Origin of the sequence: Niastella sp. OAS944 (assembly GCA_024809215.1) — a bacterium.
GTDB lineage: Bacteria > Bacteroidota > Bacteroidia > Chitinophagales > Chitinophagaceae > Niastella.
Genome location: JANUBW010000004.1, coordinates 431115 through 446796, shown reverse-complemented (window position 1 = coordinate 446796; position 15682 = coordinate 431115). Strand labels below are relative to the sequence as shown.

Genomic DNA, 15682 nt, shown 5'->3' with positions numbered 1-15682 from the left:
TAGGGTAGAAGGGCCGGGAAAAGCTAAAAACTGAGCTAAATCATTAAAAATGAAGTTGGTGAATGGTGAATGGTTTCCGGTTACCAGTTACCTGTTGCCGGGAATACCAGTTATTCAGTTTGTAAGTTGGTCAGTTGGTCAGTTTACAAGTTGGTCCTGGCCGCGGGACCGGTAACAATATGGAGGTGTTTTGCTATTTGTCCGCCGTTTGAAACAAAAGAACTAAAAACTGAGAACTAAGAACTATGAACTCATCTTCAAAATAGGAAATTTCGTCGCCAGAAAAGGCCCGGTTATCATTCACACAAACCATATAAAGCTAAAAAATCTATTTTCGTATTATCATGTCGCGAAGAAAACTGGTTTATATCTTACTGCATATTTTGTGCACCGCATTAATTGTAATGGTGCCCATTTTTATTATGCCCCTCAAGGATACCGATAAGCCCAATTACCTGCAATGGCATACCATCATTTTTACTGCATTGCAAACAGTGGGTTTCTATTTTAGTGCTTACGTATTGTATCCGCGGTTTTTATTAAAAAAACGGGTGGCTGCATATGTGCTTGCCATTCTTGGTATCAGCTTTTTTTTCGCATTGGTTCCTGGTTGTATTATGGTGATAGCAGGAGAACTGCCCTGGTACGCGATCTTTGCTGGTATAGTGGTGAAAATATTTATCGGTTTGTTTGTATTTGGCACCGCCACCAGTTACCGGTTTATGGTCGACGTAATGCAAACCGAACGGTTACAAAAAGAAACCCTCACTATGGAGCTTTCTTTTTTACGCTCGCAGGTTAGTCCGCACTTTATGTTCAATGCGCTCAATAGTATGGTGTCGTTGGCGCGCAAGAAGTCTGATCTGTTGGAGCCGGCGTTGTTAAAAATGTCGAACCTGATGCATTATATGTTGTACGATTCTGATGAAGAAAAGGTGAGCCTGCATAAAGAGGTGGAATATATACGCAGTTATATCGATCTGCAAACAATGCGTTTTGGCGATTCGGTGAAGATCCTGTTTATGGTGCAGCCGGGAAATTATTCGCATATAATAGAACCAATGTTACTGATACCCTTAATTGAAAATGCGTTTAAGCATGGGGTAAATGTGGCTGAGGAGCCGGAGATCAATATTGAACTGGCGGTGGCAGAAAAAGAAGTATCGTTATCGGTTTCAAATAAAACCATTGCTTATACGGCCCAGGTGGCCGATAAAACAAAAGGCATAGGGTTAACCAATCTCGAACGCAGGTTGAAGATCCTGTATCCCGGTAAACACCAGTTAGCTGCGCAAAAAGAAGGCAACTGGTTTCATGCCTCCCTTAAAATTGTAACCCATGATTAAATGCCTGGCTGTTGATGATGAAGTATTATCGCTCGATCTGCTGGAAGATAATATTAAACGTATTCCCTTCCTGCACCTGGTACAGCGTTGTAAGAACGCGTACGAGGCTATGGATGTATTGCGGCGCGAGCCCATTGACCTCATCTTCCTCGATATTCAAATGCCGGGTGTTACCGGCACCCAGTTCCTGCAATCCCTTACCTATAAACCAGTGGTGATCTTTATTACTGCGTTTAAAAAGTATGCATTGGAAGGCTTTGAACTCGATGTGTTGGATTACCTGGTAAAGCCGGTGACCTTTGAGCGTTTTTTACGGGCAGTAAACAAAGCTGCGGATTTTTGTCAGCTGAAAAAACAAGGCGCTCTGGCGCCGGTAGCGCAAACAACCAGTGATTATTTCTTTGTAAATGTAGAGTACAGCCTGGTAAAGATCGCTGTGCAGGAGATCACACATATTGAAAGTATAAGAGATTATATGAAGATCTATCTGCACCAAAACGACAAACCCGTTATCACCAAACTGGCCATGAAATCGCTGGCCGATAAACTGCCCGCAACCCGCTTCGTTCGCGTGCACAAATCATTTATGGTGGCCATAGATAAAATAACTTTCATTCGTAAGAACCGCGTGTATATTGGTGAGCATATCATTCCTGTAAGTGATTTTTATAAGGAGGAGCTGACGAAGGCTATTAGTCATAAGTTATAGTAAGTTAACAAGTTGACATGTTGACAAGTTGACAAGGAGTTGAAAAGTTGATGGGATTCCCCTCCCCCTACCGGGGGAGGGGCAGGGGAGGGGCCTGTAACCGGTAAACGAAAGCCGCCTGTTGATAACTCAACAACCGCGCAGTGAACAATGAACCATAAACTCTGTCATCTACAAAAAAGCCCGTGATGTCGAATCAATCTAAGAACTAGCCTACTTCGTTTTTTCAACAAACACTTCTTAAGGATTTTTGAAGCATAAAGTAACCACCAACTTATGCTATTAAAAGTTTCTTACATGGCCACGCTGGCGATAGGTATGTTAACCACTATCTGCCTGCAGGCGCAACAAACCACACAAACAGTAAAAGGTACTGTTCTCGACAAGGCTTCAGAAAAACCGCTGTCCGGCGTTAGTGTAATGGTAACCGGGTTGTCGATGGGTGTTACCACCGATTCAACCGGCAATTACACCCTGGTGAATGTGCCGGTTGGCCGTCAGCGCATCTCGTTCACTTCAATAGGTTATAAACCGGTATCCATTCCCGAAGTGTTGGTGACCATTGGCAAACAGGTGATCCTCGATGTCTCACTCGAAGAATCTATTCGCACATTGAACGAAGTAAGTGTTACGGCACCCAAAGCAAGAAAGGGCATGGCGCTGAATGAATTTGCAGGTAGTAGTTCGCGGTCGTTCAGTATGGACGAAGTAACCCGCTATGCGGGCGGACGAAACGACCCGGCCAGGCTGGCCAGCAATTTTGCCGGCGTGTCTTCTACCAACGATTCACGCAACGATATCGTTGTACGGGGTAATTCTCCCACTGCAGTATTATGGCGAATGGAAGGAGTGCCCATTCCTAACCCTAATCACTTTACAACATTGGGTACTACCGGCGGACCAGTAAGCGCACTTAACACCAATGCGTTGAAGAACTCCGATTTTTATACCGGCGCTTTCCCTGCGGAATATGGCAACGCCAGCGGCGCCGTGTTCGATCTTTCCTTGCGTTCGGGTAATAAAGATAAAGTGGAAAAAACGCTGCAGTTGAATATGTTCAGCGGATTGGAAGCAATGATAGAAGGGCCTTTAAGTAAAAAGAAGAACGGTTCTTCATTCCTGGTGGGCTATCGCTATTCCTTTGCCCAGTTAGGCCAGCAGGTAGGATTAAAGTTTGGTACCGAAGCCGTGCCCAAGTACCAGGACCTTATTTTCAATATCAATTTCGCCAACTCAAAGCTTGGTAAGTTTGGCATCTTTGGTATGGGTGGCACCAGTAATATTGATTTCATTGGCGCCGATCTCGATTCTGCAGATCTGTTTGCCAATAAAGATGAAGATACTTACTTTAAATCGCGCATAGGGGTAGTTGGTTTAAAACATACCATCGATGTAGGGCGCAATTCTTATATCCGTTCGGTATTGTCATATTCATATACCGGCAACGAAGGCCAAATATATAAATACTACGATTCATTGGCCGAGCGACAGTATGTAATGAATCAGGAAACAAAGAACACCGGGTTGCGTTTTTCTACTTACATCAATTCAAAACTAAGTACGCGGTTTACCATGCGAGGCGGATTCCTGGCAGAGCAAAACGGACTAAATACGTTTCTCGAAACCCGTGAAAATCGCCCCGGTTGGGAAGTACTGCGCGATTACGATGGAGCAAGCTGGTTATTGCAGCCATATGTTCAGGGTAAATACCGCTTTACCGAAAAGTTATCGCTGAATGCCGGTGTGCATGGCATGTTCTATACTTTTAACGATGCGTCTTCAATAGAACCACGTGCCTCGTTGAGCTATGCAATTGATAATACAAAAACGGTTACGGTAAGTTATGGACTGCACAGCCAGTTACAACCTGCACCGGTTTATTTGTACCAGGAAAAACTGCCCAATGGTACTTATGATCAAGGCAACCGCGATCTGGGTTTTACAAAAGCGCATCATTATATTCTCGGCTACGATTGGTCCTTTGCAAAAGACTGGCGGTTAAAAGCCGAAGCATATTATCAGCATATTTTCGATGCACCGGTTGAGGGGATGGCCAGCGGCTTTTCTATCTTAAACAGCGGCGCCGATTTTACCTTCCCCGAAAAGATAAACCTGGTAAACAACGGTACCGGTTCAAACAGGGGAGTGGAGCTCACTATTGAAAAGTTCTTCAGTAAAGGGTATTATCTGCTTACTACAGCTTCTGTGTTCGATTCAAAATATAAGGGAAGCGATGGCTTAGAACGCAATTCTACATTTAATAACCGCAGTGTGCTGAATGTGCTGGCTGGTAAAGAGTGGAAGATGGGCAGCAGCGGGCGCAATGTATTTACGGTTGATATAAAGATGGCATATTCCGGTGGCCGTTATTATACACCGGTTGATCTTGTGGCATCTGCACGTGCCGGTACCGAGAAGTTAGATGAAACGCGTTACAATGCGGAACGGTTTCCCGATTACTTACGCCTCGATACCCGCTTTGGTTTTCGCCTTAACAGCAGCAAACGCAGGTTGTCGCAAACTATTTATCTCGATCTGCAAAACGTAACCAATCGTGATAATGTATTTGTTCGCCGCTACAACCAGGTGCGAAAAGAAGTAGGGACCGTTAATCAGATAGGGTTCTTTCCCGATATAATGTATAAGATCCAATGGTAAAAGGCCAAACGCCGAACGCTTAACGCAAAACGCCAAACGCAAAAGACATGTTTTTAAATCTTTTATGTTACATTATGATTGATCTCTTTGACATTTTCGGTGTCATGAGTTTTGTTGGGAGTTATTTGCTGTTTGATGATACCGATAATTTTGACTCATATGAATGAGTATGAAATAAAACAAAATCCCCTTGACCAGGTCAAGGGGATTTTTATCAATATTATGCATGATAACTTATTGATTTAGCTGTTATCAATCCGTCAGCTATTAATCAGCCCGCGGCACATAAACCCTTTATCAACTATATCACCTCCATCAACTTTTCAACTATTAATGTGCCCGCCGCACAGAGGAAATCCTTGTTAACTCGTCAACTTATTTCTTTCCCATCTTATGTCCCTTTAAAGCATAATACAAAATGTACAAATAGCAGGGGATCAAACAAACAAAGAACGCCATGTGGTTGGGGATCACATTTTTTAATGCACCATACAGTAATGGTACAATGGCGCCACCGGCAATACCCATTACCAGTAAAGCGGAGCCTGTTTGAGTGAACTTGCCCAGTTTGTCAATAGCCAGCGGCCAAATGGCAGGCCACATCAGCGAATTGGCCAATCCTAAAAGTGCAATAAAAGTAATGGCAACATAACCGCTTGTAACGAAAACGCCAACGGAAAATATAATTCCCAGTATGGCAGAAACCCGCAGAGCGGTCTGTTGTGAAATAATTTTAGGGATGGTGAAAATTCCTACTACATAACCCACCAGCATAGCGGCAAGGGTAAATGACGTGAAGTTCTTTGTTTCTGCAAGGGGCATACCCATTGCGCTTCCATATATTCCAATTCCATCACCAGACAGTACTTCAACACCTACATACAAAAAGATGCACAGGGCCCCCAGTAACAGGTAAGGAAATTGCCAGATGCTGGTTTTATTGTCAGTTGTGGATGCAGCCGATGTTTTTTCTTCTTCAATTTTTGGCTCGGGCAGCGGCGATTTGAATAACGCAAATGCCAGTATAGCCAGTACTATAGCCAGAATAACATAGGGGCCAATCACTTTGCCACTCAGCTCATTCAACAATTGCTCAATTGCTGCCTGATCTTTAGTGGTCTCTATTTTGTCTTCCAGCTCTTTGGCATTGCTTAATAAAACGGCGCTTAAGATCAATGGGCTGATAATACCAGCTATTTTATTACAAATACCCATAATGCTTATGCGTTGCGCAGCGCTTTCAATGGGCCCAATGATGCTGATGTAAGGGTTACTGGCTGTTTGCAGTAAAGAAAGCCCGGTTCCCTGTATAAATAAACCGGTAAGGAACAACGGAAAGCTTCTTTGCTGTGCGGCCGGAATGAAAATAATTGAACCAATGGCCATCACCAGCAGTCCTAATGACATTCCTTTTTTGAAACCAGTGCGTTTTAAGATCATTGAAGAGGGGATGGCCAAAAAGAAATAGGCCATATAAAAGGCGAAGGTCACAAAAAAGGCCTGCACATCGCTTTCAAGCTGGCAAACCAGTTTCAGAAATTGAATAAGGCTTCCGTTCAGCCAGGTTACAAACCCGAAAATGAAGAACAAAAAGCCGATAATAAAAATGGCTGTTGTGTTGGTTTTTTGTGTAGGTACAGGTGCAGTCAGCGTTTCAGCAGTACTCATGTTTAAATTGTTGAAATGATTTGGTTGAACAATTCTTCTTTTTCATTATACTGTTGCAGCAGTATTGCCTGGTTCTGGGCCCTTATCAAATTGTGGCCGTCGTATTTGGCGCCGTAATATACGTCATCATTTAGATGATCCGTTAAAAAACGCAAGGCCTGCATATAAATCATGAACTGACCTGCATATACAAAATGCCTTTTTTCAACGGCCGATAATTCATTATTCAGTTCGCCAAGGTAGCCCTGGGCAATGGCGGTAAAGAAATCATTGCGCACCTGTATTTTCTGAAAATCCCTTTCTTCTTCGCTTACAGGCGATAAATAAGTGCGCATCATATCGCCTACATCGCTGATAAAATAGCCAGGCATTACTGTATCGAGGTCAATAACACATAAACCTTTTTGGTGTGCATCAAACAGCACATTACTGATCTTGGTATCGTGGTGAATAACGCGCAGTGCGAATGCAGGGTCGTTTTTAATATGCTCATACGTTTGCACCATGTGATGCTGTTGTTGCAAATAGCTTATAAGACCCGAAGCATCCTGAATACGGATTGAGTTGCCATTGGCCAATGCATCGGTAAACTGCTGGTACCGCAACGAAAGATCGTGAAACTGCGGAATGGTTATTTTCAACCGGCTGGTATCAAAACCGCTCAGCAATTTAGTGAAGCGGGCAAACTGGCGGGCAGCTTCAAAAGCCTGCTCAGGTGTATGCACCATATCAACCGAGTGCGATTGTGCAATAAACGGGAACAGCCGGAAGTACTGTTTTTTATCATCAACGAATAAATAGCTGCCGGTGGCGGCGGGCAGGGCGCCGGCAAACAGGTAATCGGGACTTTCTTTTTTCAACCACGCGCCCAGGTTGCCAATGTTCATGGCAATATCTTCGGGATGTTTGAAAACAGCAGTATTTATTTGTTGCAGAATATAGCAGGGGAGGCCATGCTGGTTACTGATCTTCCAGGTGTGGTTAATAAGACCACTACCAAAAGCTTGTACGGTAAAGTTTGCAGGGTTAAGGCCAAAATGGGTTAAAATATTGTCGAACATGCATCATCTATTGAGTCGGTCTCAAACTTACATCGTTCATATGGAAAAGGAACACGCAATCGGTTGTGCCATTTTTACCCCCCAACCCCTTGAATGGAGGAATGAAGAATGAGAAATGTGGAATGTAAAATGAAGAAGTAAATACAGCTCAATTGCCAATTCACTACAAATGGTCTGTAGCCCATTTCCTGATCAGTTTTTTACTGTGCGTTTTTGCTTCCCCAATGGTCAATAATTTTTCGGGCTTTGTTTTCAGCGCTGCCCTTTTTTGTAAAGCCTGAAAATCTTTTTCCGGAATTAGAACATTTTTTTTTCTTTCTATCACGATTGTTTTCAAAATATCCTGTTTATGACCTAATTTAACGAAAAACGTGGTAATAGGAAAATGCCACTGTTTTTTGCATATCAACCCCACTACTTCCTGCTCATAGGGAGGCCGGCATATAATCGGGTTTCCCAAACTTGTTAACTCGTCAACACTGCATTTACCTCTATCAACCTCTCAACCATTACTTAAACTGCCGCACATAGGACAACCTTGTTAACTTGTTAACTTGTCAACTTTTCAACTCAATAATAGTAATATATGAAGGGCCTTTCCGCTAAATCCCTTTACCCTGTTACATACAGCATGTTATTATTTAGTAAAATATTCCATCAATTCAGTTAAACCTGACATTGATGCCCCTGGCTAAAATGTGTAGCTTTCCACTTTAAAGCGTTCAGTGTTGGTTATTTAGCAAAAGCAGCAAGGACGAGGCGTGCCACGTTAAGCCTGCATTGTATTTGTGTCTACAAACAACGATAAAGGCCAGTTAACAATTACCTGAAGCTCTCAAAAGCGACTGTCTCAAACTGACGTGGCACGTCTTTCCATCAACCCCGAATGTGATAAATCAGTTCTTAACAGGCATCATTAATAAACTGGTTGAAAAACCGTAGCCTGACACCTATTTACGATTGAAAATAGTTGCACTTATGAAAAAAATGGTTCCATTTTCTTCATCTGTCCTGCATACCCGCGGGAGCCACATCAGCCGATTCATTCTGCCTGACATAATTATAATGGCACTAAGTCCGTTATCATTCTGATATTAACGTTAACCAATAGATATTCAGCTAACTATTACATCCTGTATGGGTATTACCAAATATTTTGAAGAATTTGAACTGAACGAGAAAAGATCAACCGGCGGACGTACAGTAACCGAAACCGATATTGTTATACATGCAGGCCAGAGCGGCGATTTCTTCCCCCACCATATGGATGAAGAATGGTGCAAAACGCAGCCTTTTAAAAAGCGCATTGCCCATGGTACCCTCATCTTTACCATTGCAGTTGGTTTAACTGCACACGTTATAAATGAAGTGGCCATGACCTACGGTTATGATCGCTTACGTTTTATTAAACCCGTTTTTATTGGTGACACTATAAAAGCAACTGTTACCATCTCAAATATTAAAGAACATAAAAAGCCGGGTTTTGGCCTGGTAACCGAACTGGTAGAAGTGTTTAACCAGCATGGTGATGTTGTAATGATTTGTGAACATGTACTGTTGGTACATAAAAAAGAAAGTTAGGAAGATATGTCTGAAATTGTTTTAAATGGAATTACCTGGGGGCACAGCAGAGGCCTCACGCCATTGCTGGCAAGTGCACAACGTTATGCTGAGCTGCACCCCAATGTGACTATAAACTGGAAGAAAAGGACCCTGCAGGAGTTTGCCGATTTTCCACTGGAAAAACTGGTGAACGATTATGATCTGCTGATCATCGATCACCCCTGGGTAGGCTGTGCTGCCGCAACAAACAGTGTATTACCGTTAGACGAACATTTACCCGCCGCTTATCTGCAAAATCAATCAAGTAATTCGGTAGGGGAGTCGCATATAAGTTATTATTACGATAATCATCAGTGGGCATTGGCCATCGATGCGGCTACACCTGCAGCAAGTTATCGTGCCGACCTGTTCAAACAGAACGGTGCTGCAGTGCCCGATACCTGGGAAGAGTTGATCGATTTGGCAAAAGCAGGAAAAGTAGCCATTCCATCTATTCCCATCGACAGCCTTATGAACCTGTACATGTTCTGTATTGCTTTGGGTGAAGAACCTTTCCGTAGCAAAGAACAGGTAGTAAGTAAAGAAACAGGCGTACAGGCCCTGCAAACAATGCGCGATCTGTATTCTTTAATTGATAAAAAATTATTTTCCTGTAACCCGATAGCCGTGGCCGAGCTTATGAGCAGCACCAACGATTACTGGTACTGTCCATTCGCTTATTGCTATTCAAACTATCCTCGCCTGGGTTATGCGAAATATCCGCTTACCTATGCCAATCTGGTACATTTTGGTAAAAAGCGGTTACGCAGTACCATTGGTGGAACGGGTTTGGCGGTTTCGTCGTTTACGAAACATAAGAAAGAAGCCATCGATTATGCAGCCTGGATCTGCAGTGAAGAATGCCAAAGTACTTTTTATGTGCAACACGGTGGGCAACCGGGCCACCTGGCAGCCTGGACGAACAACCTGGCCAATGTATTAACCAATAGCTTTTTTCACGACGTTTTACCTGTAATGAAAAACGGGTACATGCGTCCGCGTTATAATGGGTATCTTCATTTTCAGGACCATGCCGGCGATCCGGTTCAGGAATATTTGATGAAGGACGGAAATCCTGAGAATGTTTTAAAAGAAATAGATCGCATTTATCAACATAGCCTTAAAGGCGAAAAAATGAGCTTGTCTATATGAGTCGATTGCCCCTACAGGGATTGCTTGTGCTTGAATTTAGTCAGTATTTATCTGGCCCGTCTGCCGGCTTACGCCTGGCCGATCTGGGCGCGCGTGTTATAAAGGTAGAACGCCCCGGTACTGGTGATGCCGGCCGCCGCCTGTCTATCAAAAACCTGTGGACCGACGACAGCTCCATGTTGTTTCATACCATCAACCGCAACAAAGAAAGTTATACTGCCGATCTTAAAAATCCCGATGATCTGGCACTGGTAAAAAAGCTTATTGAAAAGGCAGATGTGCTTACGCACAACTTCCGCCCCGGTATAATGGAAAAAGTAGGGTTAAGCTACGCCGAAGCGGTAAAGCTTAATCCACGCATTATATACGGCGCCATCAGCGGCTACGGTACCGAAGGCCCCTGGAAACACAGACCGGGTCAGGACCTGTTGCTGCAATCGATGAGCGGTTTGGCTTACACTACCGGTAATGCAAAGGACAACCCAATGCCATTTGGTTTGGCCATTGCCGATAACCTTTGCGGTTCTCAACTGGTACAGGGTATTTTGAGCGCCCTTATAAGAAGACAAAAGACCGGCGCCGGCGCTTTAATAGAAGTGAGCCTGCTGGAGTCGTTGCTCGATTTTCAGTTTGAATTATTGACTACCTATCATAGCAGTGGCAAATTGCCCAAACGAAGCAAAGTAAATAACGGTAACCCGTTATTGAGTGCGCCGTATGGTATTTATTCCACTGCCGATGGTCATATAGCCATTGCCATGGTTGATCTGAAGCAACTGGCAAAAGCCATTCATTGTAATGAAATGATGGGGTACGATCAAAAAGTTGCCTTCAGTTTGCGCGATGAAATAAAGTCGGTGCTGGCCAAACACCTGTTAACACAGAAGTCGGCATACTGGCTCGAGAAGCTGCATGCAAAAGATCTGTGGGCCATGGAAGTGCTCGATTGGGAACGGTTAACAAAACACGAAGCGTATTCCTGTTTGCAAATGGAGCAAACCATTACAACCACCCATGGGAAAGAAATTACTACTACCCGGTGCCCGATACGCATCAATGGCGAGCGGATCTTTTCGCCCAAACCTGCTCCGCAGTTGGGTGAGCATAATGAGAAGATAAATAAAGAACTGATTGGGGACAAACATTTTTAACAAACGAATGAAGCCATTACAAGATATTATCGTTGTTGATTTCAGCCAGTTTTTATCTGGCCCCTCGGCGGGTTTACGCCTGGCCGATATGGGCGCGCAGGTGATCAAGATCGAACGCACAGGTGTAGGCGATATCTGCCGTCAGCTGTATGTTTCAAATGTGATGATAGAAGGAGAGTCAACCATTTTTCATGCCATCAACCGCAATAAGCAAAGCTATGCGGCCGACCTGAAAAAAGAAGAAGATCTGGAAAAAGTAAAACAGATCATAGCCAGGGCCGATGTGTTGATGCACAACTTTCGCCCCGGTGTAATGGAAAGGCTGGGTCTCGATTACGAAACTGTAAAAGCTATAAACCCACAGATCGTTTATGCCGAGGTAAGTGGTTATAGCAACGAAGGCCCATGGAAAGACCTGCCTGGTCAGGACCTGTTGTTGCAGGCAGTATCAGGATTAACCTGGTTAAGCAGCAACCGCAGCGATAACCCAACCCCAATGGGTGTGGCCGTGGTAGATATTCTGGCCGGTACACATATTGCGCAGGGTATTTTGGCTGCGTTGTTTCAAAGGACCATCACTAATGAAGGCAGTTTGGTTCAGGTAAGCATGCTTGAATCGATCCTCGATTTTCAATTTGAAGTGCTCACCTGTTTTTATAACGATGGCCGCGAATTGCCGGTGCGTAGTGAAATAAACAATGGCCATGCGTATCTTTCAGCCCCATATGGTATTTATAAAACTGCAGATGGTTATCTGGCGCTGGCTATGGGTAACATTACCCAGTTGGCAACCCTGCTTGAGTGCGATCCGTTGCAACAGTTTACCAATACGGCCGAATGGTTTGTGAAGCGCGATGAAATAAAAACAATTCTGGCCAACCATTTAACCGGCCGCAATACCGATGCCTGGTTATCGGTGTTGGAGCCGGCAGACATCTGGTGTGCAAAGGTGCTCGATTATGAAACCCTTATACAGGAAAATGGTTACCAGACGCTGAATATGGAATTGAAAGTAAGGACCAGCAATGGTTTGTTAATAACAACCACAAGGTGCCCAATAAGAATCGATGGCGAAATATTTACGTCAAACATTGGGGCGCCGCTGCTGGGTGAACATAATGTACAAATAGATGAACAGTTTGGATTAACCAAACATCCGATATCGAACTATGAAATGTAGCTTTGCAACTTAATTCATTAGCCGATACTAAACCGATTGCTATGGAAGTCATTGATACACATGTTCACGTATGGAATTTAGAAAAAGCTGAGTACGATTGGTTACAGAATGATACATCGATTCTTAACCGTAGTTATAAAATAGAAGAGCTGGAGGCTGAGCAAAAGAACACCGCTATAACCGGTGGGGTGCTGGTGCAGGCCGCCGGTAATTTTGAAGATACCAATTGGATGTTGCAGGTTGCCAATGCAACCGACTGGATAAAAGGAGTTGTTGGCTGGATGCCGTTAAAAGATCCTTCCTTCACTGCAACCGCTCTTAAAGAATACCTGGGCAATCCTTATTTCAAAGGAGTTCGCCATCAGATCCACGATGAACCGGATCCGCAATGGCTGTTACAGCCCACCGTAACGCAAAGCCTTTCTGTATTGGCAGCATATGATGTGCCATACGATGTGGTAGGCGTAACGCCGCAGCATTTGATAACGGCGTTGGAAGTAGCGCATAAAGTGCCTGAGTTACGGCTTATGCTCGATCACATGAACCAGCCACCCATTGCAAGCGGCGAGCGTTTTGGCGAATGGGGTGAGCTTATGAAAGCAGCAGCAGCGCATAAGAACGTGTATGTTAAAATATCAGGTTTGGGCACCTGTGCAAAAAAGGGGGAGGCCTGGACCGCCGAAGATATTCAACCATATATTGAATTTGTGCTGGAGCATTTTGGTGAGAACCGCTGTGTTTGCGGCGGCGATTGGCCGGTAGCTTTACTGGCCGGCGGCTACCAGCAAACCTGGCAGCAGTATTTAAAAGTATTATCGAATTTATTACCCGATGCAGCAGTGCAAAAAGTAGTATACAACAATGCGGTAAGTTTTTATAATCTGTAAGTTAATTTTCGATTAAAGAAGCATTAATATATAATAATTGATCGTTGTGCGGTGAAATAGTAACGGCTTTTTGCCGTTTTATTGTCCAAATAACAATAATAACGAGTTGCTTTAACCAATGGAAGTAATAACCGGAGTCATATATCATTCAGTAGGAGCCTCTTGTGCAGCCATGTGTTATACCCCGCAGAAAAAAGTAGCGCATTGGTCATGGCAAACGTATTGGCTTGCCCAGGCAGCAGTTTGTTGGTTGTTACTCCCCCTGGTAATTGCATGGCTAACCATCCCCGAAATTGGAAAGGTGCTGCACGAAGCGCCAACCGATGCCATGGTAAAGTCATTTGTTTACGGAGCAGCTTATGGAATAGGCGGAACGGCATTTGGAATGGCCATCAGGTATATAGGTGTTTCACTCACGTATGCCATTGCAGTAGGTATTTCCTGTGTGTTGGGAACTTTATTGCCGCCGTTGGTACATGGTGAACTGGCAGCATTGTTTAGTCAGAATGGCGCCAGCTGGATCATGGCCGGAATTATAATAGGCGCCATGGGCATCGGTTGTTGTGGAGTGGCCGGAAGGTTTAAAGAACATGATCTTAAAATAAGCCAAACCATGGGAAACACGTTTTCCCTGGCAAAAGGATTACCCCTTTGCTTTTTGGCAGGTGTACTATCGGCTGTGTATGGCTTTTCTATCGATCAGGGAGAACCCATAGCGGCAGTGGCTGAGAAATATGGCGCCGGTAATTTCAGGATCAACATTATTTACATTTTTTCAAATACAGGAGCATTTGTATCAACCCTTATATATTGTATATACCTGCACCGGAAAGAAAAAACGTTTGGCGAGTACCGGCAAAAACAACCTGGCAGTCGCTTGCTGGTTAATTTTGTTATGGCCAGTCTTACCGGAATATTGTGGTATTCACAATTCTTCTTTTATGGCCTGGGGCATGTGCGTATGGGAAAATACCAATATAGCAGTTGGGCTATACACATGATCATGCTTGTACTGTTCAGCTCGGTGGCTGGTTTGTTGCTGAAAGAATGGGTGAAATGCCGCCAAAAAACGATTGCTACGCTTGTGCTGGCCCTGGTTATACTGGTAATAGCGGTGCTTGCCTTAACATATGGAAATTACTTAGGCAGTTTGTAGTTTTTGTTTATTGTAGTTTTGTCACCATTTCATATTACAAGTGAAAGAACCATTGTCATATAAGGCACCCATAGTGATCATTGGCGCAGGTGGTATTGTAAACGATGCCCATTTGCCGGCCTATCAATTGGCCGGTTTCGATATTGCTGGCATATACGATGTTGATAAAGAAAAAGCCAACGCCATTGCTGAAAAATTTGATATACCCCTGGTGTTCGACACTATGGAAGATATTGTGCGATTGAACCTGTCGCCGTTGATATATGATGTGGCAGTGCCCGGTTCAGCCGTCATGAAAGTGCTCGAACAATTGCCCGCCGGTTCGGCCGTACTTATACAAAAACCAATGGGCAATGATTACCAGGAAGCAAAGGCCATTCTCCAATTTGCCCGCGATAAACAACTGGTAGCAGCCATCAACTTTCAACTGCGCTATGCGCCGTTTATACAAGCAGCCAGAAAATTAATACAACAAGGCGCACTGGGCCAGTTATGCGATATTGAAATAAACGTGAACGTTTTCACTCCCTGGCATTTATGGACGTTCCTTTATGAGTCACCACGTGTAGAAATATTATATCACAGTATACATTATATCGATTTGGTAAGGTCGTTCCTGGGTAACCCCGTTGGCATATACGCCAAAACGGTAAAACACCCCGAAATGAGCCAGCTGGCATCTGTTCGCAGTAATATCATTATGGATTATGGCGAAATGGTGCGGGCGAATATAATAACCAATCACTGCCACAAATTTGGTATGCAGCACCAACACTCGTATATAAAATTCGAGGGAACACAGGGCGCTATAAAAATAAATCTGGGACTGCTAATGAATTACCCGCATGGGGTAGCAGACCAGTTTGAATATATAACCTTTACCGGTAATGAACCCGGCGAATGGAAAACACTGGCAATAGAAGGAAGCTGGTTCCCACATGCCTTTATAGGTAGTATGGAGCAGGTGATGCAAACTGTTGCCGGTAATATATCCAAACCCGATAACTCAGTGGAAGATTGCATTTATACAATGGCTTGCGTAGAAGCGGCGTATAGATCGAGTGAGAAGGGGGGTGTAAAGCTTAATGAGATAATATGCTAATGTGCTAATA

The 15682-nt window shown here is 43.9% G+C and carries 13 protein-coding genes; 10 read left to right on the top strand and 3 right to left on the bottom strand.

Annotated elements, in window-relative coordinates:
• Positions 1-344: 344 nt before the first annotated feature.
• The 3 genes from GGD38_RS20070 to GGD38_RS20060 all read left to right on the top strand — a co-directional run bounded on the left by GGD38_RS20070 (position 345) and on the right by GGD38_RS20060 (position 4713).
• Positions 345-1346: a sensor histidine kinase gene (locus tag GGD38_RS20070; protein WP_375302178.1), complete on the top strand. Its 1002-nt coding sequence runs from the start codon at positions 345-347 to the stop codon at positions 1344-1346.
• Positions 1339-2055 (top strand): LytR/AlgR family response regulator transcription factor, encoded by a 717-nt coding sequence (locus GGD38_RS20065; RefSeq protein WP_375302177.1) that lies wholly within the window; start codon positions 1339-1341, stop codon positions 2053-2055. The genes GGD38_RS20070 and GGD38_RS20065 overlap by 8 nt, the downstream gene beginning before the upstream one ends.
• Before the next feature lie 276 nt (positions 2056-2331).
• The gene (locus tag GGD38_RS20060; RefSeq protein ID WP_375302176.1) at positions 2332-4713 is read left to right on the top strand and encodes a carboxypeptidase-like regulatory domain-containing protein; all 2382 of its coding nucleotides are present in this window, start codon (positions 2332-2334) and stop codon (positions 4711-4713) included.
• Positions 4714-5088: 375 nt separating this feature from the next.
• On the opposite strand, the gene GGD38_RS20055 is transcribed toward GGD38_RS20060, so the two are convergent.
• The 3 genes from GGD38_RS20055 to GGD38_RS20045 form a co-directional block, all read right to left on the bottom strand.
• Positions 5089-6381, bottom strand: a complete 1293-nt coding sequence (locus tag GGD38_RS20055; RefSeq protein WP_375302175.1) for a sugar MFS transporter — start codon at positions 6379-6381, stop codon at positions 5089-5091.
• Positions 6382-6383: 2 nt separating this feature from the next.
• Positions 6384-7442: a phosphotransferase enzyme family protein gene (locus GGD38_RS20050; protein ID WP_375302174.1), complete on the bottom strand. Its 1059-nt coding sequence runs from the start codon at positions 7440-7442 to the stop codon at positions 6384-6386.
• Between the two features lie 163 nt (positions 7443-7605).
• A complete protein-coding gene (locus GGD38_RS20045) occupies positions 7606-7779 on the bottom strand; it encodes a hypothetical protein (protein ID WP_375302173.1) in 174 nt (57 codons plus the stop codon).
• A gap of 800 nt (positions 7780-8579) precedes the next feature.
• On the opposite strand from GGD38_RS20045, the gene GGD38_RS20040 reads away from it, so the two are divergent.
• The 7 genes from GGD38_RS20040 (at position 8580) to GGD38_RS20010 (ending at position 15672) form a co-directional block, all read left to right on the top strand.
• On the top strand, positions 8580-9023 hold the full coding sequence (locus tag GGD38_RS20040; RefSeq protein WP_375302172.1) for a MaoC family dehydratase: 444 nt from the start codon (positions 8580-8582) through the stop codon (positions 9021-9023).
• Positions 9024-9029: 6 nt separating this feature from the next.
• Entirely contained in the window at positions 9030-10196 is a 1167-nt protein-coding gene (locus GGD38_RS20035) for an ABC transporter substrate-binding protein (RefSeq protein ID WP_375302171.1), read from the top strand.
• Positions 10193-11347 carry a CaiB/BaiF CoA transferase family protein gene (locus tag GGD38_RS20030; protein WP_375302170.1) on the top strand — a complete coding sequence of 385 codons (1155 nt, stop codon included), beginning with the start codon at positions 10193-10195 and terminating at the stop codon, positions 11345-11347. The genes GGD38_RS20035 and GGD38_RS20030 overlap by 4 nt, the downstream gene beginning before the upstream one ends.
• Positions 11348-11354: 7 nt before the next feature.
• The gene (locus GGD38_RS20025; RefSeq protein WP_375302169.1) at positions 11355-12527 is read left to right on the top strand and encodes a CaiB/BaiF CoA transferase family protein; all 1173 of its coding nucleotides are present in this window, start codon (positions 11355-11357) and stop codon (positions 12525-12527) included.
• A gap of 41 nt (positions 12528-12568) precedes the next feature.
• Positions 12569-13414: an amidohydrolase family protein gene (locus GGD38_RS20020; RefSeq protein ID WP_375302168.1), complete on the top strand. Its 846-nt coding sequence runs from the start codon at positions 12569-12571 to the stop codon at positions 13412-13414.
• Between the two features lie 118 nt (positions 13415-13532).
• The gene (locus tag GGD38_RS20015) at positions 13533-14570 is read left to right on the top strand and encodes an L-rhamnose/proton symporter RhaT (RefSeq protein ID WP_375302167.1); all 1038 of its coding nucleotides are present in this window, start codon (positions 13533-13535) and stop codon (positions 14568-14570) included.
• A 52-nt stretch (positions 14571-14622) separates the two neighbouring features.
• Positions 14623-15672, top strand: a complete 1050-nt coding sequence (locus tag GGD38_RS20010) for a Gfo/Idh/MocA family protein (protein WP_375302166.1) — start codon at positions 14623-14625, stop codon at positions 15670-15672.
• The last annotated feature ends 10 nt before the right edge of the window (positions 15673-15682 follow it).